The organism is Beijerinckia indica subsp. indica ATCC 9039, assembly GCF_000019845.1.
GTDB classification, from domain to species: domain Bacteria; phylum Pseudomonadota; class Alphaproteobacteria; order Rhizobiales; family Beijerinckiaceae; genus Beijerinckia; species Beijerinckia indica.
Genome location: NC_010581.1, coordinates 1193550 through 1217565 on the forward strand (window position 1 = coordinate 1193550; position 24016 = coordinate 1217565).

Annotated in this window: 20 protein-coding genes and 1 tRNA gene; 13 read left to right on the plus strand and 8 right to left on the minus strand. The window is 58.8% G+C overall.

Features of this window, described 5'->3' with window-relative positions:
- Position 1 precedes the first annotated feature (1 nt).
- Positions 2–1714, minus strand: coding sequence for an urease subunit alpha (gene ureC, locus BIND_RS05280; protein ID WP_012384041.1), 1713 nt, complete (start codon positions 1712–1714; stop codon positions 2–4).
- A gap of 248 nt (positions 1715–1962) precedes the next feature.
- On the opposite strand from ureC, the gene BIND_RS05285 reads away from it, so the two are divergent.
- The 4 genes from BIND_RS05285 (at position 1963) to BIND_RS05300 (ending at position 4528) form a co-directional block, all read left to right on the plus strand.
- Positions 1963–2187 carry an antitoxin MazE family protein gene (locus BIND_RS05285; protein ID WP_012384042.1) on the plus strand — a complete coding sequence of 75 codons (225 nt, stop codon included), beginning with the start codon at positions 1963–1965 and terminating at the stop codon, positions 2185–2187.
- Positions 2184–2540: a type II toxin-antitoxin system PemK/MazF family toxin gene (locus BIND_RS05290; RefSeq protein WP_012384043.1), complete on the plus strand. Its 357-nt coding sequence runs from the start codon at positions 2184–2186 to the stop codon at positions 2538–2540. Before BIND_RS05285 ends, BIND_RS05290 begins: the two co-directional genes overlap by 4 nt.
- Positions 2541–2865: 325 nt before the next feature.
- A complete protein-coding gene (locus BIND_RS05295) occupies positions 2866–4260 on the plus strand; it encodes a nucleotidyltransferase domain-containing protein (protein WP_148210560.1) in 1395 nt (464 codons plus the stop codon).
- A 22-nt stretch (positions 4261–4282) separates the two neighbouring features.
- Positions 4283–4528: a hypothetical protein gene (locus tag BIND_RS05300; protein WP_148210561.1), complete on the plus strand. Its 246-nt coding sequence runs from the start codon at positions 4283–4285 to the stop codon at positions 4526–4528.
- Positions 4529–4755: 227 nt separating this feature from the next.
- Here BIND_RS05300 and BIND_RS05305 read toward each other — a convergent pair.
- The 7 genes from BIND_RS05305 to rimP all read right to left on the minus strand — a co-directional run bounded on the left by BIND_RS05305 (position 4756) and on the right by rimP (position 13778).
- Positions 4756–4845 (minus strand) — tRNA-Ser (locus BIND_RS05305).
- A 174-nt stretch (positions 4846–5019) separates the two neighbouring features.
- Positions 5020–5922 carry a tRNA pseudouridine(55) synthase TruB gene (truB, locus tag BIND_RS05310; protein WP_012384045.1) on the minus strand — a complete coding sequence of 301 codons (903 nt, stop codon included), beginning with the start codon at positions 5920–5922 and terminating at the stop codon, positions 5020–5022.
- Between the two features lie 42 nt (positions 5923–5964).
- Positions 5965–6390 carry a 30S ribosome-binding factor RbfA gene (gene rbfA / locus BIND_RS05315; RefSeq protein WP_012384046.1) on the minus strand — a complete coding sequence of 142 codons (426 nt, stop codon included), beginning with the start codon at positions 6388–6390 and terminating at the stop codon, positions 5965–5967.
- A 660-nt stretch (positions 6391–7050) separates the two neighbouring features.
- Positions 7051–10212: a translation initiation factor IF-2 gene (gene infB / locus BIND_RS05320; protein ID WP_012384047.1), complete on the minus strand. Its 3162-nt coding sequence runs from the start codon at positions 10210–10212 to the stop codon at positions 7051–7053.
- A 178-nt stretch (positions 10213–10390) separates the two neighbouring features.
- Positions 10391–11134 carry an RNA-binding protein gene (locus BIND_RS05325; RefSeq protein ID WP_012384048.1) on the minus strand — a complete coding sequence of 248 codons (744 nt, stop codon included), beginning with the start codon at positions 11132–11134 and terminating at the stop codon, positions 10391–10393.
- A 71-nt stretch (positions 11135–11205) separates the two neighbouring features.
- On the minus strand, positions 11206–12822 hold the full coding sequence (gene nusA, locus BIND_RS05330; RefSeq protein ID WP_012384049.1) for a transcription termination factor NusA: 1617 nt from the start codon (positions 12820–12822) through the stop codon (positions 11206–11208).
- 11 nt (positions 12823–12833) lie between these two features.
- Positions 12834–13778, minus strand: coding sequence for a ribosome maturation factor RimP (rimP, locus tag BIND_RS05335; RefSeq protein WP_012384050.1), 945 nt, complete (start codon positions 13776–13778; stop codon positions 12834–12836).
- 787 nt (positions 13779–14565) lie between these two features.
- On the opposite strand from rimP, the gene BIND_RS05340 reads away from it, so the two are divergent.
- From BIND_RS05340 to lnt, 9 genes are all read left to right on the plus strand, one after another.
- Positions 14566–15129, plus strand: a complete 564-nt coding sequence (locus BIND_RS05340; protein WP_012384051.1) for a NifU family protein — start codon at positions 14566–14568, stop codon at positions 15127–15129.
- Positions 15130–15275: 146 nt separating this feature from the next.
- Positions 15276–16055 (plus strand): tRNA (adenosine(37)-N6)-threonylcarbamoyltransferase complex dimerization subunit type 1 TsaB, encoded by a 780-nt coding sequence (tsaB, locus tag BIND_RS05345; protein ID WP_012384052.1) that lies wholly within the window; start codon positions 15276–15278, stop codon positions 16053–16055.
- 1 nt (position 16056) lies between these two features.
- The gene (locus BIND_RS05350) at positions 16057–16548 is read left to right on the plus strand and encodes a GNAT family N-acetyltransferase (RefSeq protein WP_012384053.1); all 492 of its coding nucleotides are present in this window, start codon (positions 16057–16059) and stop codon (positions 16546–16548) included.
- A gap of 194 nt (positions 16549–16742) precedes the next feature.
- Positions 16743–17297 carry a peroxiredoxin gene (locus BIND_RS05355; protein WP_148210562.1) on the plus strand — a complete coding sequence of 185 codons (555 nt, stop codon included), beginning with the start codon at positions 16743–16745 and terminating at the stop codon, positions 17295–17297.
- A gap of 166 nt (positions 17298–17463) precedes the next feature.
- A complete protein-coding gene (miaB, locus tag BIND_RS05360) occupies positions 17464–18996 on the plus strand; it encodes a tRNA (N6-isopentenyl adenosine(37)-C2)-methylthiotransferase MiaB (protein ID WP_012384055.1) in 1533 nt (510 codons plus the stop codon).
- Between the two features lie 50 nt (positions 18997–19046).
- Entirely contained in the window at positions 19047–20072 is a 1026-nt protein-coding gene (locus BIND_RS05365; protein ID WP_012384056.1) for a PhoH family protein, read from the plus strand.
- 16 nt (positions 20073–20088) lie between these two features.
- Complete coding sequence (gene ybeY, locus BIND_RS05370; protein WP_012384057.1) at positions 20089–20706, plus strand: rRNA maturation RNase YbeY; 618 nt, start codon at positions 20089–20091, stop codon at positions 20704–20706.
- Complete coding sequence (locus tag BIND_RS05375) at positions 20703–21737, plus strand: hemolysin family protein (RefSeq protein ID WP_012384058.1); 1035 nt, start codon at positions 20703–20705, stop codon at positions 21735–21737. Before ybeY ends, BIND_RS05375 begins: the two co-directional genes overlap by 4 nt.
- 13 nt (positions 21738–21750) lie before the next feature.
- On the plus strand, positions 21751–23403 hold the full coding sequence (gene lnt, locus BIND_RS05380) for an apolipoprotein N-acyltransferase (RefSeq protein WP_012384059.1): 1653 nt from the start codon (positions 21751–21753) through the stop codon (positions 23401–23403).
- Positions 23404–24016: the final 613 nt, after the last annotated feature.

Below are 24016 nucleotides of genomic sequence, written 5' to 3' on the forward strand. Positions count from 1 at the left end.
CTCAGAACAGAAAATAGCGCTGCGCCATGGGCAGGCTCCTCGCTGGCTCGCAGGTCAGTACCATGCCATCAGCCTTGACCACATAGGTTTCCGGATCGATCTCGATGTGAGGCATCGCGCCGTTGAGGATCAGGCTCGTCTTGCGCAAATTTCCGCGGGTGTTTTCGACGGGTACTAATTTACGCGAAATTTTGAGCTTTTGGGCCAGGCCATGCGCCAGGGCCGTCTTCGACGTAAAAGTTAAGGACGTGCCGGTCCGTGCCCCGCCAAAACTTCCGAACATTGGGCGCCCATGCACGGGTTGCGGTGTCGGGATCGAGGCGTTGGGATCGCCCATCATCGCATAGGCGATCATACCGCCCTTGATGACGAGATCCGGCTTCACGCCGAAAAAAGCAGGCGTCCATAAAACAAGATCGGCGAGCTTGCCGGGCTCGATCGAGCCGATGTGACGCGAAACGCCATGAGTGATGGCCGGATTGATTGTGTATTTGGCAATGTAACGGCGCACACGGAAATTGTCGTTATTGCTCTTGTCTTCGGGGAGTGGTCCGCGCTGACGCTTCATCTTATCGGCTGTCTGCCAGGTGCGTGTGATCACCTCGCCGATGCGTCCCATGGCCTGACTATCCGAGGACATCATCGATAAAGCACCAAGGTCGTGCAGAATATCCTCAGCCGCAATGGTTTCCTTGCGGATACGGCTTTCGGCGAAGGCGAGATCCTCCGCAATGGAGGGATCGAGATGATGGCAAACCATCAGCATGTCGAGATGTTCGTCGAGCGTATTGACGGTGAAGGGCCGTGTCGGATTGGTCGAGGAAGGCAGGACATTGGGCAGGCCCGCGACTTTCATAATGTCGGGCGCATGGCCGCCTCCGGCGCCTTCGGTGTGGAAGGCATGAATGGTGCGCCCCTTGAAGGCGCGGATCGTGTCCTCGACGAAACCGGATTCGTTCAATGTATCCGTGTGGATCATGACCTGTATATCGTGATCATCAGCGACGGACAGGCAGCAGTCGATGGCCGCTGGTGTCGTGCCCCAATCCTCATGCAGTTTCAGGGCGCAAGCGCCCGCCTCGATCTGCTCGACGAGACCTTCAGATCTGGAGGCATTGCCCTTGCCGGCAAAACCGAGGTTCATGGCGAAACCGTCAGAGGCTTCGATCATCCGGGCAATATGCCAGGGTCCTGGCGTGCAGGTCGTCGCGAAAGTGCCTGTCGCTGGGCCGGTGCCCCCGCCGAGCATTGTCGTCATGCCCGAGGCCAAGGCCTCTTCAATTTGTTGAGGGCAGATGAAATGAATATGGCTGTCGAACCCGCCAGCGGTGAGAATGCGTCCCTCACCGGCAATGATTTCGGTGCCAGGGCCGATGATGAGATCGATGCCCGGCTGGACATCGGGATTGCCCGCCTTGCCAATGCCGATAATGCGCCCATCACGCAGCCCGACATCGGCTTTGACAATGCCCCAATGGTCGATGATCACGGCATTGGTGATAATTGTATCCGCCGCGCCCTCGGCTTTTGAGGCCTGGCCTTGTCCCATCCCGTCGCGAATGACCTTGCCGCCGCCAAATTTCACTTCCTCGCCATAAAGGGTGAAATCGCGTTCGATCTCGATGAAAAGCTCCGTATCGGCAAGGCGAACCTTGTCGCCCGTGGTCGGTCCAAACATGCCGGCATAAGCGGGGCGGGGTAGGGTGACGGCCATGCGAATCTCCGGTCTGCAGAAAAATGGGCTTTTAGGTCATAAATGACAATCGAATACCCGAGGTAACTTACGCTGATACCTCAATAAATGTCCGTCGATGCCTTTTTAGATTGGTATCATCATCTAAGGTCGATGTGGCCCAGGAAATCCCCTACCCACTCTTTTGTGAGAGGATAGGGGAGTTGTTTCTCCTGGTTAAACTTTTCTTCCCATGCTAGGTTACATGTAACTTAATATGGAGTGCTCTCATGGCCCCAGTACCAGAGCCCAAGCCGTCCCGCGTCAAGGTGCGTGAGCATCGTGAGCGCCTGCGCCGGCAGGGGTTACGCCCTATCCAGATCTGGGTGCCGGACGTGCGAGCGCCGGCCTTTCGCTCCGAAGCGCATCGCCAATCGCTGGCCGTTGCCACAGGGACCCAAGCGCGTGCAGATCAGGCGTTCATCGACGCGATTTCGGATTGGGGCGATGAATGAAGCGCGGTGAAATTTGGACGGTGGCTGGCGGCAAGGATTACGCTGGTAAACCGCGTCCGGTTGTCATCGTGCAAGACGATAGCTTTGATGCAACAGATTCGATCACCATTTGTGCCTTCACCACGGACGAGACCGAAGCGCCTCTGTTCCGGCTGCAGATAGCGTCGAATGAACGCAATGGATTGCGGATGTCCTGCCGGTTGATGGTCGACAAGATGACCACCGTCCCGAAATCCAAGGTCGGCCTGCAAATAGGGCGCTTGGATGATGAAGATATCCTGCGCCTCAATCAGGCCATGCTTGTTTTCCTCGGCTTAGCAGTTTCGCCACGAGCAGCCGTAAAGAATGAATAAGGGGATTTACATCGGTTCGCCACGTTCATAGAAGCGCGCCGGTCAGCTTTGACAGCACGCGGCCAGGAGTTGGCGCATCAATTCTATGGCGGGTGGAGAACGATGAAGATGGGAACTACGTCTACACTATTCCCCTTTATGACCCTCCAAAATACGGTTAAGGCCAAATGGCAGGATGCTGGATAGTGGGCCTCTCCCAAATAGCCGCTCAATTTCTACTATGCGCCTATCTCGGTCATTCTGCTGCCCCCATGCCGTTCGCCAGAAGCGGACATCGCCGGTGCCACGGTCAAGATGCGCTGATCTCTCTTGATCAACCTTGGTATTGAACGGCTATTTCCGTTATGGCGCACCACACTTGGAGGTAGCGATGGGTGTCAATCTACCGAGGGACACTACACTAGCCGGGTTTCGGCTGACACAGGTCAAGCAGGCATTAAAGGTGTATGCGCGAACTGGCCAAGAGGAGAACTTCTTCGAGGCGAAGTCATTCGCACCCTCGCGACTGGAAGCGGCTGCGCTCTACGAGGAAATGCTCGAGCGAAAGCTCATCGATCCGGAGGCCGTATCGCACGAGCACCATTTGACCGAGGCTGGGCTAGCGATTGCCGGTGGGAAAACGCGTCGTAGCCCGTTGCGCACAGCCCGCCGGGTTTTGGATGATCTACTGGCGCGTATTGAGCACATGAACGAGCAGTCGGCGCCGCTCAACCTTGTGGAGCGGGTCTGGCTGTTCGGATCGGTCATGCGTGGGCAGGCAACAGTCGGTGATATCGACCTCGCAATCGAGACCGCGCACAACCCGGCATTTGATGACGACGCATCACACTCGACTCGACTTCGTGAGTTGGTTGACCAAGCACCAGATCACCTCCTCTTCCTTCAGAAGCTATACTGGCATGAGGAGCGAGGCATCTTTGGCAAGCGCCGGCATCCGCTCCTCGCCGGTGCTCATATCGGTTCCGGCGAACTCCAGCGACTTGGAGTACCTTGCCAGTTGATCTTTGACCGAAGCAGGGGCGGCAGGGTTGACGACGAAGTAATCCCCCGACACCCAGACTCCCCGGGACGCAGCAACGAGATGAGCGCTCCAAGGGAATTGCCCGACCTCACGCCGCTTTCCTCGGTGCCTCGACCGATGGATGCTCGTTGGATGTCTGCACACAAGATCGACGGGAGCATCTCTCCCCACCGGCTATTCACTGAGCGGCGGACAGTCCCGGGTTCTGGCTCCTACGTGATGACCGATGACACCGAACTCCGCTGGCACGACTGGTGCCCGGCCTCGTTGAAAACCGGCGGCTATGACGGAGTGTCGAAGGTCCTTTTGAAGTATCAAGAAACCTGGTCCGACCCGAAGGGGCGGGACGCGGCATCCATGGTGCTGCGACGGGAGATTCGGGACCTTGAAACGGAGATCGAACTGCGTGTCGAGCTTTCCAACTTTGAGCGTCCACGTCGGCTGAAGCCAAGACCAGATCGTGCATTGGTTCATCTTTGCGGGATGGCGGCTATGATCATGTGCGGCGACATCCACCGCCAGACCATGCGTTTGAACGAACGCCAAGTACACAAGATGATCGTTATCGACGTTGATACGAGCGGATTACCCGACGAGATCCGAGAGACCGCACCGGTCTGGATCAAAAGTCTGCTGGAGGAGCTAGCACCTCCAGCGAGCTCGAACGAAGATAGTCACTCTGAGGTTGAACCCACCTGACCAAGTGGGAACCTTCCGCTTCGTGATCCCCCGTGCTGTTGCCTTTGCTATTGCAACGATGACGGCTCTCCAGCCTCCGGAAGGGATGGTCTCCGCCGTGAGGGCTTTGCGCCGCGTGTCGACCATAGAGATCAACTTGTCGCTTGTTGAAAGCAGAGCCGCCGATGGCCATTCTGGCCGAGTTTATCGCTATGCCAAAGCCGACAAGCCGCATCCAACGCATTGCGCCGCGATCGGCGAGGCGGCGCAGCAATGCATACGGGCCTGAAGGGCTTCTGTCGGTTGATCGAAATGTGAATCGGCGTCCAACTTTTGGACGCCGATTCACAGTCTAATGGCTGAAGGGGGATGAGGAGGCCTAACAGGGCTTCTCGTAAGATAACTGGGCGGGAGTACGCAGATATCAAAGCACCCTTCAAGGTGTAATCTAAAGTGTATACGATACACGGGCTGGACAAAAGTTATCAATAAAATCAAATATTTATATCAATTCTATGGCGGAGGGAGCGGGATTCGAACCCGCGATACGGTTTCCCGTATACACACTTTCCAGGCGTGCGCCTTCAACCACTCGGCCACCCCTCCGGATTTCGCTTGTTGGACGGTTTTGCGTCCTCGCGGCCCGTGCTCTTTGGGAGCAGCCTGGCGATGCGGTCAATCGCGAATGCGCCGCACTATAGCCAGCCGAAGGCGAAGCGCAAGCGGGGATTGTCTCTTTCTTGTTAGGTTTTTACGAGATGATGGGAGATCGTTGCTTGATCAGAACGGCAGATTGAAAACACGGCCTGGAATGAGTTCACCTCTTTCCACCGCACCAACCGCGATGATCACGTCGCCGCAGGCCGCATAGGCAGGTCCCTCAGTGGGGATGTCGTGGCCGCGCAGCAGAATGGATTGTCCGCGCCGCAGCTTTGCCGCGGTCGAGCGATCAACTGGAATGCGGGGCATTTCAGTCAGGCCGGCTTCGATGCCGCGCATGCCTTGCCTCTCCGCCGTACCTTCCACGAGGGAGGCAAGGGGGATGGCGTCGTCTTCGTGGAAGGGGCCAACACGCGTGCGCCGCAAAGCCGAGACATGGCCGTAGCAGCCGAGCAGACGGCCGAGATCGCGGGCGATGGCGCGCACATATGTGCCTTTGCCGCACCGTGCTTCCAAAACGGCTTCGTCCCCGTCCATGTTGACGAGATCGAGCGCGTGAATCGTCACGAGGCGTGGCGCAATATCTGGAATTTCTCCGTCGCGGGCCAGATCATAGGCACGCTCACCATTGATCTTGATCGCGGAATAGGCCGGAGGACGTTGCTCGATCGTGCCGAGAAAGCGCGGCAGCAAAGCAGTTAGTTCGGCGGGGGAGGGGCGTGCCTCGGATTGCAAGGTAATGCGCCCATCAGAATCATCCGTATCGGTTTCGGCGCCGAAGCGGATGGTGAACCGATAGGCTTTTTCCCCATCCTGGACATAGGGCACGGTTTTGGTCGCCTCGCCGAAGGCTACGGGCAGAATGCCCGAAGCCAAGGGATCGAGTGTGCCAGCATGGCCGGCTTTTTTGCCGTTGAAAATATGTTTCAGACGGGAAACGGCATGAGTTGAAGTCATTCCGATGGGCTTGTCGAGCACGACCCAGCCATTGACCTCGACGCGTTTGGAACGGGGAGCATTCATCGTCTTTGAAATCAACCTATCCATTATGAGATCGGGGCGAACTTAATCCGCCGCTTTCTGAGTCTCGGTATGAGTGGCGTCGAGATCGCGGCGCACTTGCGGTGAAGCCAGCAAGGCATCGATCTTATCGCCATAGTCGAAGCTCTCATCCGCCTTGAAGCGAATATCCGGCGCGAAACGCAGATGAATCCTTTGAGCGATTTCGCTGCGCAGGAATTTCTTGTGACGGTCAAGGGCCTCGATCACGCTGTTGATGTCTTTGCCGCCGAGCGGCATCACGAAGGCCGTCGCCAATTTGAGGTCGGGGCTCATCCGCACGTCGGGGACCGTGATGACATGACCCTCGAGAACCGGATCATTGACAATGGAACGGCTGAGGAGATCGGACAAAGTGTGGCGGATCAACTCAGCGACGCGCAACATGCGTTGCGATGGAGCGCCGCCTTGCTGATGATGGGCTCTGGACATGGAAGAAGCTCCCGTGTCGTCTCCAGCGCCGTGGCTTGGCCACGAACACATATGGAGAGGATTGTAGCGATTGACAGATTTTGGGCCTGAACTTGTCGGGGGATTGGAAGGCTTTCTTAAGAAACCGGCCTTATGAATGATCCGAGGATAGAACAGGCTCCAGCGATTCGAACCAAAAGGGTTCGCCAATGCTGAGCCAGCGGCGAAAAGACTCGACGCGGGCCCGAAATGATCTCACGCGAAAAGGGTCGGCCTCCTGCGTAAACTTGCGCTTTTTGGTATAGCAGCTTCAAACTATGCCGCGCCGTAAACGGTCTCGGCAATACAATTCTCTCGATGCGAAGTCTAGAGAGGATACGAAAAAAACAGCCGCGCTATCGAGTCGATTTAATCTATCAGAACTCACGGCTATGATTGCGTTCACGCCTTCTGATCATCTGGCCAATGTCTCTCCATACATGAAAAGCACAATGGATTGCTTTTAAGGTTAATGGCCGAAACTGCTTCCCGCCTCTCCAGGACACACGACAATGGTTAATGATCAATTAACCTCGCCATTGTGCTGTGACGCGCGGGAAGCGGAGTGACATCATCAGGTGCGAAGAGATCCCCTCGGAATGTAATGAGTTCAGGCGTTTCCGCCTGAACTCATTGTGTATCTTAAAGCGAACGTTTGATCTCGTGAACGTTATAGCACTCGATCACATCGTGCGGACGCATATCCTGATAGCTCTCGAAAGCCATACCGCATTCCTGGCCGGCCACCACTTCCTTGACCTCGTCCTTGAAGCGTTTCAGCGTCGAAAGCTTGCCTTCGTGGACGACGACATTGTCGCGGATCAGGCGGACATGAGCGCCGCGTTCGACACGGCCATCGGTCACGCGGCAGCCAGCCACCTTGCCGACCTTGGAAATGTTGAACACTTCGAGGATTTCGGCATTGCCGAGCATTTCCTCGCGGAGCGTCGGGGCGAGCAGGCCGGACATGGCCGCTTTCACATCATCCACGAGATTATAGATGATGTTGTAATAGCGGATTTCGATCCCTTGCTGCTCGGCGAGCGCGCGGGCTTCCTTCAGAGCGCGCACGTTGAAACCGAGAACCACGGCGCCGGCCGCTTGGGCGAGCGTAATATCCGATTCGGTAATGCCGCCGACACCCGCATGGATGATCCGTGCGGCGACCTCGTCGGTATTGAGCTTTTCGAGCGTCGCCACGACCGCCTCGACCGAGCCTTGCACGTCGCCCTTGATAACAAGCGGAAATTCCTTCCGGCCCGCATTCTTGAGCTGGCTCATCATATCGGCGAGCGAACCACGCGCCTGGCCGCCGCGGGCGGCCGCCTGCTCGCGGCGCTGACGCTCGCGATATTCGGTGATCTCTCTCGCGCGCGCCTCGGTCTCGACCACGGCGACGCGATCACCGGCTTCGGGCGAACCCGAAAAGCCCAGAACTTCAACCGGCATGGAGGGGCCGGCCTCGCTGCGCGTCGCGCCCTTGTCATCGATCAGGGCACGCACGTGACCCCAATGCGTGCCGCCAACGATAATATCGCCGACCCGCAACGTGCCGCGCTGCACCAGAACCGTCGCCACCGGCCCGCGTCCCTTGTCGAGCGAAGCCTCGATGACCGTGCCTTCGGCCGCCCGGTCGGGATTGGCCTTGAGGTCAAGCAATTCGGCCTGCAGGGCGATGAGGTCCAGCAATTTATCGAGATTGATCTTCTTGGTCGCAGAAACCTCGACTTCCAGCGTGTCGCCGCCAAGCGATTCGACCTGAACTTCATATTGCAGCAGTTCCGAGCGAATACGTTCCGGTTTGGCGTCCGGCTTGTCGATCTTGTTGATTGCCACGATGATCGGCACGCCGGCGGCGCGGGCATGGGCGACGGCCTCGGCGGTCTGCGGCATGACGCCGTCATCGGCCGCAACGACCAGCACGACAATATCCGTCACCTTGGCGCCACGGGCACGCATGGCGGTGAAGGCGGCGTGGCCGGGCGTGTCGATGAAGGTGATCGGCGACCCATTCGGCGCGGTGATCTGATAAGCACCGATATGCTGCGTAATGCCGCCGGCTTCGCCGGAAACAACATTGGCGTGGCGGATGGCATCGAGCAGCGAGGTCTTGCCGTGATCGACGTGGCCCATGATGGTCACGACCGGCGGCCGTGGCACCAGATGTTCCTCGACATCGACCGTATCGAACAGACCTTCCTCGACATCGGATTCGGCCACGCGTTTCACGGTGTGGCCCAGTTCTTCAGCAATGAGCTGCGCCGTATCGGCATCGATCACATCGGTGATCTTGGCCATCTGGCCTTGCTTCATCAAAAGCTTGATCACATCGACGCCGCGTTCCGACATGCGGTTGGCGAGTTCCTGGATGGTAATCGTCTCGGGCAGGATCACCTCGCGGGAGAGTTTTTCCTTCACCTCGTTGACATGGCCACGCAGACGCTGCTGACGCCGGCGGAAGGCCGCGACGGAACGCGTCCTTTCTTCTTCCTCCCCGCCGGTGGCTGTTGCAACGGTCAAGCGGCCACGGCTTTTTGGCTCGGCGCCCTTGGTCGGCCGCGGCGGCACGATGACCTTGGTCGGCATTCCAGGCCGGCGAATGACGCGTTTGGTCTCTTCCTCGTCGGTCACGGCGGCGCGCCCGCTCGGGGCTGCTGCGGCAGGAGCGGCGGCGGTTGCCGTCATCACGGGTTTGCGGGCGACGGAGGGGCTGGCGGCGGGAGCCGGCTCGCCACCGCTGAGGCGGCGCTTGGCTTCCTGCTCGGAGCGGCGCTTGGCTTCCTGTTCCTGCAAACGGCGTGCATCTTCCTCGGCCTTGCGGGCCTCGGCGGCGGCGCGTTCCTCGCGTTCGCGCGCTTCTCTTTCCTCGCGGGCTTTGGCTTCGGCGGCGGCCCGTTTACGATCTTCTTCCTCACGGATGCGGGCGCCCGACAAAGCTCGGGCGCGCGCCTCGCGCTCTTCGTCTGTCAGGGAGCGCAGGACAACGCCGGTCGGTGTGCGCGATGAACCAGATTCGCCACGGCCCGGCCCCCCGCGTCCACCGGATTGATTGCGTTGCTGTCCACCTGATCTTTGCCCGCCACCGGTTTGTGGGCGCTGAGCCGGAGAAGCAGCTCCGCGTTGAGGCGTGGCAGTGGCCTGTTTGGCGGCACCCGTCGCTGGACGCGGCCCAGCGGCCACGGGGCGGGGACCTGTCGTTTGTGATGCGGAAGCTTGCGCAGCAGGCGCAGTCTGAACGGGTGCTGTTTGGATCGGTTTTGCCTGAGAAACGGGCGCGGGAGCCGGCTTGGGAGCGGCTGGCGCAGCAGATGTTGATGGAACAGGTGCGGATGGGGCAGGCACAGGCGGGACCGGTGCTGGCGCGGCTTGCGCAGCGATCGGAGCGGGTACTGGTTCTGCCTTGGGTTGCGCAGGCGGAGTCGCGGCAGTGGGCGCTGCGGGTGCGGGCTGGGCGCTCGGCGGTGCCACTTCCGCCCGCGGGGCAGGCGGGGGAACATTAGGCACGGCTGCCGCAGGCGGCGTCGTTGGAGCGGCTGTCGGATTAGGCGCTGCGGGACGCTGCGCCGGTGGTGGCGCCGTTACAGTGGCGGCGGGTGCGGGCGTGGGGGCCGCCTCGCGGGCAGGATGCCCGTCTCCGCCGGGTCCGATGGGGCGGCGCTTTACCTTCTCGACCACGACCGCTTTGCTGCGGCCGTGCGGGAAGCTCTGGCGCACCGTCCCGGCCTCGACCGGCCGCTTGAGCGACAAGGTCTTAGTCGGCGTCACGCTCAAAGTATTCTCGCCCGAATTCTTCGATTCACTCATCAGTCTTGCGTCCCGGGGCCGCGCCCATTCAAATTCATACCGCCGACAAATTCATTTCATGTCCGTCACGCTGAAACTCATTCTCGAGCTTGCATCCGCCCGATTAAAATATTTCAGCCTCGGGGAATTCGCCGACCTCGCCTTGAAAGCCAGTTGAAATCCAGTTCGGAAAAATCGCTCACGTTTGCTGGTTCGGCTCGACCCCTTCATTCAAGGCTTTGTCACTCGCCATTGCTTCGTTTGAAAGCTCTTCAAACATTCCATCTGGAGCTGTTTCCAGACTTGCCTCCGAGATCCCATCGGCAATCGCGTCCATCCGGTAGCGTTCCAATCTCTGACACCGTTTGAGAAAAGCCTCGCTTGCCGGACCCATTGCCAGCGCAGCATGTATCACATTTGTCCGCCCTAATGCCAAATCCAATTGAGCAGATGTAAAGAGTTTGATCTGAGGAATGGCAAATTCCTGGCCAAAGCGCCGATGTAAGCTTTGACCGAGCTTGCGCCGACCATCCTCACCGCCATCGCAGGCATGGATCAGGCCAGCCGGCTCACCGCTGGCGAGCAAGGTTTCGACCTTGCCAAAACCGCAGACGACAAGCCCGGCTTTATTCGCGAGGGAAAGCGCCTGCAGGCAATCTTGCTCCAAAAGCACTGCGATTTGTGCCTCGAGCGTCTCGGAAACCGTCACTTGAGCCTTGAATCCACGGGAGAAAGCGCGTTTGCGGACGGCTTCCGCCACGGCTTTGGCGGAAGCCGTGACATAGACGCCGCGCCCCGGCAGTTTGCGCCTGATATCGGGCACTACCTCCGCCTGCGGCCCGACGACGAAACGGATCATATCGTCTGGCGCGCCTTTGGCGCGGGTAATGATGCAGGTGCGCTCTGGTCCGTCGGCGGTTTCGGCGCGCAAGGCTTTCCCCAAGGATTACTCCTGTTTGTGAAGGTTTTCTAGATCATCGGATCCATTCCGATCAGTTGCATAACAGTTTAAATTCAGTCAGCGCTTTCGCTTTGCGTCTCGGCTTCGGCGAAAGTCTCTTGTTCGGGTTCGGAGGCTTCGGGCAGGGCATCGATCCAGCCGGCTTTCACCCGCGCCTTCATAATAAGACCCTCGGCTTCCTCGCGCGACACTTCAAATCCGTCAAGAATGCCTGGATGGCGTGTGGTTTCGCCATCCTTGCGCTCGCTCCAGCCGACGAGATCGTCGGTGGCGCAGCCGGCGAGATCCTCGACGGTCTTGATATCGTTTTCACCAAATTTCACGAGCATGGCATTGGTCAAACCGTCGATCTCGAGCAGATCGTCGGAAACACCGAGCTCGCGCCGGCGCGTTTCATGTTCAGCCTCGATGCGGGCGAGGTAGGCATTGGCGCGGGCCTGAATCTCAGCCGCCGTTTCCTCGTCGAAACCTTCGATCACCGCAAGTTCGGAAGGTTCGACGAAAGCAAGTTCCTCGACCGAACGGAAGCCTTCCGAGGCAAGCAATTGGCCGACCACTTCATCAACGTCGAGCGCACCCATGAACATGGCGGTACGCTCGGTGAATTCCTTCTGGCGGCGGGCCGATTCCTCAGCCTCGGTCAAAATGTCGATATCCCAGCCGGTCAATTGCGAGGCAAGGCGGACATTCTGGCCACGACGGCCGATTGCTAAGGATAATTGGTCATCCGGAACCACGACTTCAATACGCGCTGAATCCTCGTCGAGCACGACCTTGACGACTTCCGCCGGCTGCAAGGCATTGACGATGAAGGTGGCGGCATCGGGCGACCAGGGAATGATGTCGATCTTCTCGCCCTGCAATTCATTGACGACCGCCTGAACGCGCGAGCCGCGCATGCCGACGCAGGCACCGACCGGATCGATCGACGTATCGCGCGAGATGACGGCGATCTTGGCGCGCGAGCCTGGATCGCGCGCCACGGCCTTCACCTCGATCACGCCGTCGTAGATTTCAGGCACTTCCTGACGGAACAGCTTGGCCATGAATTGGGGATGCGTGCGGGAGAGGAAAATCTGGGGTCCGCGCTGCTCGCGCCGCACGTCATAGACATAGGCACGCACGCGATCGCCGGGGCGGAACACTTCGCGCGGGATCATCTCGTCGCGCCGGATGGTCGCCTCGCCACGCCCGAGATCAATGATGACATTGCCATATTCGACGCGCTTGACGACGCCGTTGACGATATCGCCAATGCGGTCCTTATATTCCTGATATTGCCGATCGCGCTCGGCCTCGCGCACCTTCTGAACGATCACCTGCTTCGCCGATTGGGCGGCGATGCGGCCGAAGTCGAAGGGCGGCAGGGTTTCGGCGATCCAGTCGCCAAGTTCGGCGGCGGGATTCTTCTTGCGGGCCTCCGCGAGGGTGATCTGCACCGCGTCATTATCGATCTCATCGACGACATGCAGCAATCGCGAGAAGCGGATTTCTCCGGTCTTCGGATTGATCTCAGCGCGCACTTCGGTCTCCTGACCGTAGCGCGAGCGCGCAGCTTTCTGGATCGCGTCCTCCATGGAGGCCAGGACGATCTGCCGGTCGATCGATTTCTCTCGCGCGACGGCATCGGCGATTTGCAGAAGCTCGAGCCTATTGGCGCTCACAGCCATGTTTATCTCTCCTATTTGGGCGCGGGCTTGCGGGGCATGTCGTGTCCGGATCTCGAAGAACCCGTGTCGCTTTTTCGTGCCGCTTGCGATGCCAAATGCGGTTTCTGGGCAGGACCGCGCTCGCCGGTCTTGCTCTTCTTGAATTCGGTCCTGACGCCGGCCGGCACAAGGGGTTTGGCACGAGCGCTTATCGGATTTTGAGCCGGATTATGCTCAGGATTTTGCGTTTTGTGGCGGGGAGCGAAACGGCCCGGTCCCCGCCGTGGCGGCGCGGGCTCCTCCTGCTCCTCGTCTTGCTCTTCGTTATTACCGTCATCTCCCTCCCGCGCGGCCTTGGCGGCCCGCAAGGCTTGGCGAATGAGATCCTCGGTCAGGACCAAACGCGCTTCGTGGAGATCGTCCAGCGGGAGCAGGACTTCGGTCTCCTCCTCCGGTTTGGCATCGGTACGGGTGAGGCGCAGGGCTCCCTTGCTTCCCCCGATCGGGGAGGAGGCTTCGATCGGCCCGATGGTGCCGCGAAATCTCTTGCGTCCCGCAAGACCCGTTTTCAACTCGACGCGGACTTCCTGGCCGAGCGCCCTTTCGAAATCCGAGAGCCTGACCAGCGGCCGGTCAATACCGGGGGACGAAATTTCGAGATGATAGGCCTGTTTGACCGGATCTTCGACATCGAGCACGGGCGACAGGGCTTCGCTGACGCTTTCGCAAGCCTCGACATCCATCGTGCCATCGGGCCGTTCTGCCATGATCTGCACCGTAGTGCCGTTCTGCCCGGAAATTTTCACCCGCACGAGACGCAGGCCGAGATCGGCGAGGACGGGCGCGGCGAGCACGGCGACACGGGCGGCGATCCCGCTCTCCTGCAGGAGCCGGGGCTCATGCAAGGCGGCATCGGGCGAAAGGGGCTGCTGTCCAACCTGTGCCGAAGGGGGCTGTACTTTGCCGTCGAGATCCAAACGCGATCAAGTCCTATAAGTGTGAGGAGTGCGACGCCTTCAAGAGGAAGAGTCACCGAGCTCCATGATCATAGTGAAGGGCACCGCTTGATCCCGTGAGGGAAACCCCTCTTCGGGGCCGCTGCTTTGGTGCCGGTTTCCCGAAACATTCGTTTCGGTGAAAAAGACGGTGCGCCCGCCAACTATACAGCAGTTTTCGCTTCTGTACGACGCGAAACGTGTGGTTTGGTTGGAGGTCGCGTCCCCTTTTATGACCACCCCTTTGTGACCCGCGTTTCTTGAACCAACCAAACGAACCAATCGGCGGGACATAAAAAAGAGCGGGTCCAGCAAAGAACCCACTCTAAAAAGAGGCTAAAATTATCTAATCAAATCATAATAGGAAGTACAGTAACCCTTATAAGGGTTGAAACGGGTCATTGCAAGAAAATTTCCTGCTTGATTTGCATGGATCTTGCTCAGCTTCCGCATTTCAAGGCGACGAGCGCTTTTGGGGTCCATTTGATGCGTCTATAAAAGCTGTGCGCGCTCCGGCCATGCCGACCTTGGGGAAACTTGTCGTGAGCCCCCGTCTATGTCTTGTTCGCGCGCAGTTCCAGGATCATATTTTGAAGATCTCCTGGAAAAATCATGGGAGATGAGCGGTCCGTGGGAGCATTGTGCTCCCACTTTTGTGAACACCTCGAATCGATTCTGAAAATGATTCTTTTTCCGGCGCGATGCATGAGGTGTTGATGCTGTAACCCTGTCCAACTCCGGCCTTGAACCGGACGTTTGGGAGAAATTCATGTTCATCCAGACTGAAGCCACACCCAATCCCGCAACTTTGAAGTTCCTTCCAGGCCGGCCCGTCATGCGGCTTGGCACGCTCGATATTCGTGAAGCCGATGGCGCCAAGAAATCGCCTCTTGCAGAAGCGCTTTTCGCGCTCGAGGGCGTCTCCGGTGTCTTCTTTGGCTCCGATTTCATTTCGGTGACGCGGCAGCAGGGGGACTGGCAGGACATCAAGCCGGCGGTGCTCGGCGCGATCATGGAGCATTATCTCTCCGGTGCGCCGCTTCTGACGGATGAAGCTGATCTGCAGCCGCAAAATGATGGCGAAGAATTTTACGCCGAAGCCGATGCGCATACGGTCGCGACCATCAAACAATTGATCGAATCGCATGTGCGTCCGGCCGTCGCCAAGGATGGCGGTGATATCAAGTTCCGCGGCTTTCGCGAGGGAACCGTCTATCTGGCCATGAAAGGGTCCTGCTCGGGTTGCCCGTCATCGTCCGCGACCTTGCGGCATGGCGTGCAGAATCTCCTGAAACATTATGTGCCGGAAGTGGTGAGCGTCGAGCAGATCTGATCCGTCGCCAGGCGGCTTAACAGTCTCGGGCGGAAGAGGGGCAATGCGCGCGCTCTCCGCCCGTTCTTTCAAAACGCTGGCTCTTTTCGCGCGATATGCGTTAGACTTGGCGCGTTATCACGAGAATCGGGCATGAACAGCGCAGCATGAAAATTCTGGCCATCGATACCGCGCTTCCCGCTGTCTCCGCCTGTGTCCTCGATACTGACGATCTGAACCCTGAATCGTTTGAATCGATCCCCATGGAACGCGGCCATGCCGAGGCTCTCCTGCCCTTGATCGATCGGGTCATGGCGCGGGTCGAGGGCGGTTTCGCGTCTATCGATCGTGTTGCCGTTACTGTTGGACCCGGCTCCTTCACGGGCCTGCGGGTTGGCATTGCAGCGGCGCGCGCCATTGGGCTTGCCTGCCGTGTTCCAGTAATTGGCGTCTCGACCCTGGCAGCTCTTGCGGCTCCGCTTATTCTAGCCGATCAGCCGGGAATGGTGGGCGTCGCGATCGATGCGCGTCACGACCAGGTTTATTTTGCCGGTTTCGGCGCGGATGGCCGCGCGTTTCTGCCGCCGCGAATCATGAGTGTCAGGGATGTCGCCCGCGCACTCGGCAATGGTCCGGCGCGGCTCGCCGGCTCCGGTGCCGCTTTTGTCGCGCAAGAAGCGCGTGCCAAGGGTTTGAATGTCGAGATCGTCGGCAATAGCGTGACGCCCGACATCGCTTATGTGGCACGTCTGGGCCTGATCGCTGATCCGGCGCATGCGCCGGCCCGCCCGGTCTATTTGAAACCGGCGGATGCCAAGCCGCAGCAGTCCAAAACCATTCCTCTCGCGGAATCGGCCGGCGAGTTGCAAACCGGCACGGGGCCTGCCGTGACTGCCGATGAGGGCGGGGAAGCCGGTTCCGCGCCGCCGGCGGCCGCGATCGATTAAAATGTTGATCAACCCGGGTGAGATCAGGCGGCTCGACGCGACGGCGGCTCTGGCCTGTGCGGCGATTCATGAGACGGGTTTCCTGCATCCCTGGCCGGAAACGGAATTTTCGTCTCTCTTGCAATCGCCGCAAGTGTATGCGGAAGGGATATTCCTCGCCGGGGAAGCACAGGAGCCGATAGCTCTCGCGGGTTTCGCACTGTCGCGGCTCGCCTTCGACGAGGCCGAGATCTTGACGATCGCCGTTGCGCCGGCCTTGCGTGGCCGGGGTCTTGGTCACGCTGTTCTCTCAGCCCATCTCGCGGATTTGGCGGCTGCTGGAGCGGCCATGCTGTTCCTCGAAGTCGATGTGGAGAATAAGCCGGCGCGTGCGCTTTATGCGCGGCAGGGATTTCGGCAAGTCGGCGAGCGCAAGGCCTATTATCGCAAGGCCGATGGAAGTTTCTCGACTGCATTGATTTTGCGCAAGGATTTCAGCGAGCCCGTGGCCTGAACAGAAGATTGCGTTCCGTCCTCAAATTTTCTCAGCATCGCGAAAATTTGAGAGCGTTTCGACCGCGAGCGTATGCTTCAGGCAAGCTCTTTTCGTTCAAAGGGAATAGAAAACGTCTCAGGGCATGAGGCCATTCTTGACCGTTGGTATGAGGACGGCATTGCGCGAGAGCTTATACAGTCATGAAAAGGTCGATGCCGAGATTTTGCCTGTCCTTATCCTTATCCTTGGTCGTGGCGCTTATCGCCGCCTCGCCGGCGTTTGCCAGCCTCAAGATCGGAACGCGGGCACCAGATTTTACGGTTCCGGCGGCACGGGCTGGGCAAGTCTTCACCTTTTCCCTGGCTGAGGCTTTGCAGCGCGGACCAGTGGTTGTTTATTTTTATCCAGCCGCTTTCACGTCGGGCTGCACCGTGGAGGCGCATGATTTCGCCGAGGCGATGAACGATTTCGAGGCCCTGGGCGCGACTGTCATCGGCGTCTCGCATGATGCGATCGATACGCTCTCCAAATTTTCCGTCAGCGAATGCCGCGGCAAATTCCCAGTGGCGGCGGATGTGGATCAGGCCGTTATGAAAAATTACGATTCCGTTCTCATCCGTAATCCGTTGCTGGCCGAGAGAACCTCATACGTCATCGCGCCGGATGGAACGATTCTCGCTGTCTATAGTAATTCCGATCCGAGTGAACATGTCGGCAAGATGCTGGCGGCGCTCAAGGCATGGAAGGCGAAAAGCCCTGTTCCCTGAATGAATGACTGGATTGGACTGTTTTGGGAAAATGGCCTAAGATAAATTTTGTGAGAAAGTGCTCGGCCTCTGGATGAGGCAAAGCAGTGAGGCCTGAGAGAAAGGCCTAGGGCAAAAGCGCGTGGAATATAAAGGTAAGGCCGAGCCCTCGGCGATTGCGGGGATGATGTCTGGCTTTAATGATTCGCCGGTGCCTGAATCCGCCGAAAAGGCAGACGGGCTTCTATCGCAAGAGCGCGGTACGCAAGATCCATTGGTGAACACGCGAAAACTTTTCGTCAAATCCTATGGCTGTCAGATGAACGTCTATGACGCGGAGCGCATGGCCGATCTTCTGGCACCTGAAGGCTATGCCGAAACCAGCGCGCCGGAGGATGCTGATCTCGTCATCCTCAATACTTGCCATATTCGCGAGCATGCAGCGGAAAAAGTCTTTTCTGAACTCGGCAAATTGCGCCTTCTCAAGGCCGAGCAACAAGCCGCCGGGCGGCCGGTCAAGATCGTTGTCGCGGGTTGTGTTGCTCAGGCAGAGGGTGAGGAAATCCTGCGCCGGCAAAAGGCGGTGGATCTCGTCGTCGGGCCACAGAGCTATCACCGCTTGCCCGATCTTCTGCGCCGCGTGGCGCATACACCGGGCCTGGTCGACACCGAATTTCCCGCCGAGGACAAATTCGATCATCTTGTGGCCCCCCAGCCTGAAAAGATCGCCGAGCGCGGAGTCGGCGCTTTCGTAACCGTGCAGGAAGGGTGCGATAAATTCTGCAGCTTCTGCGTCGTGCCCTATACGAGGGGCGCCGAGACATCGCGTCCGGTGGAAGCGATTTTGGCCGAGGTTGAGACCCTGATCGCTTCTGGCGTTCGCGAGGTGACGCTGATCGGGCAAAACGTCAATGCCTATCACGGATTTGATGCTATGACCGGCGCGCCGGCTTCGCTCGCGAGCCTCATGGCCCGCGTCGCCGCCATGCCAGGACTCTTGCGCATTCGGTATACGACCAGCCATCCCAATGACATGGGCGAGGATCTGATCGCCGCGCATCGCGATATTCCGGCGCTCATGCCTTTCCTGCATCTGCCGGTGCAATCCGGGTCGGACAAGATCCTCGCGGCGATGAATCGCCGCCATAAAGCCGGTGATTATCTCGAACTCATCGCCTCGATCCGCGCAGCGCGTCCCGACATTGCACTTTCTTCGGATTTTATCGTCGGCTTTCCCGGCGAGACGGAGGCTGATTTCGAGGCGACGCTCGCGCTGATTGAACAGGTCGGTTTCGCCAGCGCTTTTTCGTTCAAATATTCACAACGCCCAGGAACGCCCGGCGCCGATCGGCCAGATCAAATCGACGAGGATGTAAAAGCTCAAAGGCTCGCCAGGCTTCAGGCCTTGCTCGAAGAGCAAAGACAGGCATTCAACAAGGCTATGATCGGACGTGTCCTGCCAGTGCTGTTTGAAAAGCCCGGCCGGCATCCGGGGCAGATCGCGGGCAAGACGCCTTATCTTCAAGCTCTGTATGCGGAAGGTGACAAAGCTTTGATCGGAACGGTGCAACCAGTTGAAATTCTGGAAGCTGGCCCCAATTCCTTCCATGGCCGCCTTCTTGCGCGGGAGACAGGCCAGGAATCGGCACAAGGGCAGGAATCGGCACAAGGGATGGAGCGAATGGAGCAAAATGCTCGGGCTTGGGAGGTGCCGGTTTGAGATTCTCCGACCGATCCGCTTCTCTCCCACGCGGCGAGGCCAAGCGGCAAATGCCGGCCCTTCCTTCAGGAGAGCCGACGGCCGAGATGACCCTCGCCTTTGACGATAATCGTTATGCCTTATTGGTCTTTGGCCAATATGACCAGAACATTGCCAAGGTTGAACGCCGCCTGGGTGTCAGCGCTCATGCCAATGGCAATCATATTACCATCAAGGGGCCGCAAGGCGCTTGTGAGCAGGCCCGCCGCGTGTTCGAATCGCTTTATGCGCGGGTCAAGCTCGGCCATCCGATCAGCCTTGGTGATGTCGATGGCGCGATCGAGGAAGGCGTGGTGCAAGGCAGCTTGTTTCCAGGCGAGAGCGAGGTCGGTCGCCCGGTTTTTGAACAGATCGCGACGCGGCGACGTGGCCCGGTGCGCGCCCGCACGGCCGCCCAGGATTATTACTTGCGAACTTTGAAACAATCGGAGCTGGTTTTCGCCGAGGGACCGGCCGGCACGGGCAAGACGTGGCTCGCCGTGGGTTTTGCTGTGTCTCTCCTCGAACAAGGCCGTGTCGATCGGCTGATCCTGTCGCGGCCTGCCGTCGAAGCGGGTGAGCGTCTGGGCTTTCTGCCGGGCGATATGCGCGACAAGGTCGATCCTTATCTGCGGCCGATCTTCGATGCCTTGAATGATTTCATGGACCCTCGCCTCCTGGAGCGGGGCATGCAGACTGGTATGATCGAGGTGGCGCCGCTTGCCTTCATGCGCGGGCGCACTTTGAGCAATGCCTGCGTCTTGCTCGACGAGGCGCAGAACGCGACCTCGATCCAGATGAAGATGTTTCTGACGAGACTGGGTGAAAATTCGCGCATGATCGTCACCGGCGATCCGACCCAGACCGATCTGCCGTCCACGCAGAAATCCGGCCTGAGCGAGGCGATCAACCTTTTGTCGGAGCTTGAAGGCGTGGGGCACGTCGTTTTTCGCGAAGGCGATGTCGTGCGGCATGATCTGGTGCGCCGTATCGTCGGCGCTTATGAAGCCGCGTCGCGCGGCGACAACGAGTCGGCAAGACCCATCGGGAGAGCATGACCCGGGAGAGTTTATCATGGTACCGCTGATCGATATCGCGGTCGAAAGTCCCCGCTGGACCGAAGCGGGAAATGAGGGAGAGGACCCGCTTTCTCTCGACGCGCTCGTCGAGGCGGCGATCGGTGCCGCCGTGGCGCGCGCCGGGATCGCTTTGCATGCGGAGGCGGAAGTCAGCCTGCTCTTTTGCGACGATGCCTTCATTCGGGGCTTGAACCACCAATGGCGTGGCCTCGATAAGCCGACCAATGTCCTGTCCTTTCCGAGCGATGAGGACCTTGAGGACGCGCGGCTTCTTGGTGACATTATCATTGCCTTTGAAACCTCGGCTGGCGAGGCCAAAGCGGAAGCCAAGAGCTTGGCCGCCCATGTGTCGCATCTTGTCGTGCATGGCTTTCTGCATCTCATCGGCTATGACCACGAGGAGGCAGAAGAAGCCGAAGAAATGGAAAGGATGGAGCAAGTGATCCTGGCGGATCTCGGCATTGCCGATCCCTATCATGGCACCGCGCCCGTGGCGCCGGGGGGTGAAGCACAGGTGCCGAACGAGGCATTGGAAACGAGCGGGAAGCGCCAAGACCATTCGCTTGGTGAGATTCTCCCAGGGGGAATGTCGAGGCGGCTGGCAGGATCATGAGTGAACGCGACACCTATGCGGCAGGTGAAAATGCCGTGCCTGATCGGGGCGGGCAGGGCCAACGGCCCAATCTGATTGATCGCTTGCGCCTTTTGTTCGGTCTCGGTGGCCCGACGATCCGCGATGAATTGCAGGAGGCCTTGAGCGATACGGCCACCGACGCAGAAATTTCACCGCAACAGCGGACCATGCTGAAGAATGTCCTCGGTCTGCATGAGGTGCGGGTCGAAGATGTCATGGTGCCGCGCACTGATATTATCGCCGTCTCGCTCGACTCGACCCTTGCCGAGGTCCTGGATCTGTTCCGTTCCGCTGGCCATTCTCGTCTGCCCGTGCATGGCGACACGCTCGACGATCCACGCGGTATGGTCCACATCCGCGATTTCGTCGATTATCTTGCCGGTCTCGCCTTGCCTGAAACCGAGACGGTCCCGTCTCATGCCGACAAAACGCCGCCGGCGGTGGTGAAGACGCTGGCCGGCCCGTATAAGCTCGATATTGGCGCGACGACATTGGCCGAAGCCAAGATCCTGCGGCCCGTTTTGTTCGTGCCCCCCTCCATGCCGGTCCTTGATCTGCTCGTGAAAATGCAGGCGACCCGCACGCATATGGCGTTGGTCATCGACGAATATGGCGGGACAGACGGTTTGGCCTCGATCGAGGATATTGTCGAAATGATTGTCGGTGATATCGAAGACGAGCATGATTTGGAGGAAAGTCCTAAAATCGAAGCGACGGAAGACGGCGCTTTCATCGTCGATGCGCGCGCCGATCTCGAGGAAGTCGGTGCCGTGACGGGGATCGACTTTGAGGCGATGGATGTCACAGAGTCTTTCGATACGCTCGGGGGGCTGATCACCGCCATGATGGGGCATGTGCCCGTCCGGGGCGAAATGATCGAAGAAGGGACGCTCAGTTTCGAAATTCTCGACGCCGACCGGCAAAAGATCGAACGCATCAAGATTTATGGCGCGCCGGGCGGGCGCGTTGGCGAGGAAACAGGCTACGTCGCAGAGAAAGGCAAAGCGTGAGCCGGCGGCCCTCATGATGCGGTTTTTATCCCGCATCCCGGGCCTGACAGGCTGGCGGCGTCATGGGCTTGCCTTTGGCGCTGGCGCGAGCGGTGCGCTGGCCATGGCGCCCCTCGATATTGCGCCGGCGATGATTGTGGCGATGTCTGCGGCGCTTTTATTGATCGACGGTGCGGGACCGCCACGCTCGCGGCCTCCATTTGTCCAGACTGGCCCTGCGGCCTCCCGGAAAACGGAGCTGAAAAGCGCCTTTGTCGCTGGTTGGTGGTGGGGAACTGGCTATTTTCTGGCTGGTCTTTGGTGGCTCGGCGCTGCTTTCCTGGTCGAGGCGGATGAATTCGCCTGGGCCTTGCCGCTCGGCGTGGTCGGCCTACCGATGGCACTCGCCATTTTTCCAGCCCTCGGCTTCGTCCTTGCCCGTCTCGTGTGGATACCGGGACTTGGCCGGCTTTTCGCTCTGGCCGCGGGGCTTGGTCTCTCGGAATGGCTGCGTGGTTGGATCTTTACCGGCTTTCCCTGGAATCTTTATGGCATGGCGCTCGGCGATCATCTTCTGCCCGCGCAAATGGTCTCGCTCGTCGGCATTGAGGGGCTGACTATTCTCACCATTCTGCTCTGCGCCGCTCCTGCGCTTTGCCTGGCTTCGAAACCTTGGGGCCTGCAGAGCGGAAACGGCCGTCTTGGGGCGCTGGCGCCGATCCTTGTAGCCGGGACTGGGATGGGGCTTATTCTTCTCTTCGGCTTCGTCCGTTTGTCTCTTAATCCAACGCGTTTCGTCGACAAGGTCGAACTGGCGATCCTGCAGCCCAATCAGCCACAAGGGCCCAGTTTCACGATCGACAATAAATCAGCCATTCTGGCGCATTATCTCAGCCTGTCCGCGCCGGTGATGGAGGCCGCCCGGAAAGACGACGTGGCGCGCGTGTTGATCTGGCCGGAATCGGCTTTTCCTTTCATTTTATCGCGCGATCAGGAAGCTTTGTCGCTTATAGGATCGCGGCTTTCGCCGAATCTTTGGCTGGCGACGGGTGCCGCTCGGCTTGATACGGACGGGGAGCCGCATTATTTCAACTCCCTGCAAGTGATCGGGGAGGGTGGTCTCCTTCTCGATAATTACGACAAGATTCACCTTGTTCCCTTCGGGGAATATCTACCCCTCGAAGCCATGTTGCGGCGGTTTGGCTTGCATCATTTCGTCCATGTGCCTGGCGGTTTCACCGCGGGCACGGCGCGCAGGCCTCTCTTTGTGCCGGACCTGCCGGCCGTGGCGCCGCTGATTTGCTACGAGGCGATCTTTTCCGGTGCGGTCATGCCCGACGAAGGAGCTGAACGCCCGGGTGTGCTGCTCAATGTGACCGATGACGTGTGGTTCGGCCAGACCGCGGGACCCTACCAGCATTTTGCTCAGGCACGCTTGCGTGCGATCGAGGAAGGTCTGCCGCTGATCCGTGGCGCCAATACCGGCATTTCCGCGATCGTCGATCCTGTGGGGCGTGTCATCGCCAGTTTGCCGCTTGGTGCCGAGGGGCTGTTGCGGGGGCCGTTGCCGGAACCGATCTCGCCACCGCTCTTTGCGCTTTATCCACGCGTCATGCCCTGGCTCGTAAGGCTTTTGGTTTTTGGGACTGGCTTGTGGCTGTTCCTCGTCTCGCACCACCGACAATGAACGGGTGCCGTGCATTCCACTTGACAGAGAGCGTGGCGGAACTCGAAAAAGCCTATATTTAAATACAATGGTATGTATATTTTACTCGTCACAGGATAAACTAATTTCTTTATTGCGAACAATCCGGATAGGAGAATCGCATTTATTACAGTATGTAACGCGAATCATGCACGGCTGTGGGGGCCATAGTGATGAGATTCGAAGGAAGATATAAACAAAAACGAGAGAACTCATTACTGATTCAACTTAAGCGTACATGCATCGAGATCATCGGGAGGGCAAGCAGAAATAGATCGGATACTCGTTTTTTAGAGTATCAAACCAGAAAGTGTTCCCACTTTTTGGATAAGTTTTGAGTGTTTTCAAAAAGTTACGGCATATTGCCGGAAGTCGGTTTTTAAAGAAATCGTGCTCCAGGCTGTGCCCAAGACCGGCTTCGGCCATGCCTTTCCCATAATTCGTGGAAATAGTTTTCGTTTTTATGGGGAAACGGGCAAGGGGCCGAAAAGCTTTAAAAAACATAATTGATTTTGCCTTTTCAGCGCAAAATCAATGCTGCCTTGGTTCGTGAAGAGAAGCCGACTTGTCCAAGCTCGCTTTGGCCATGTGATCT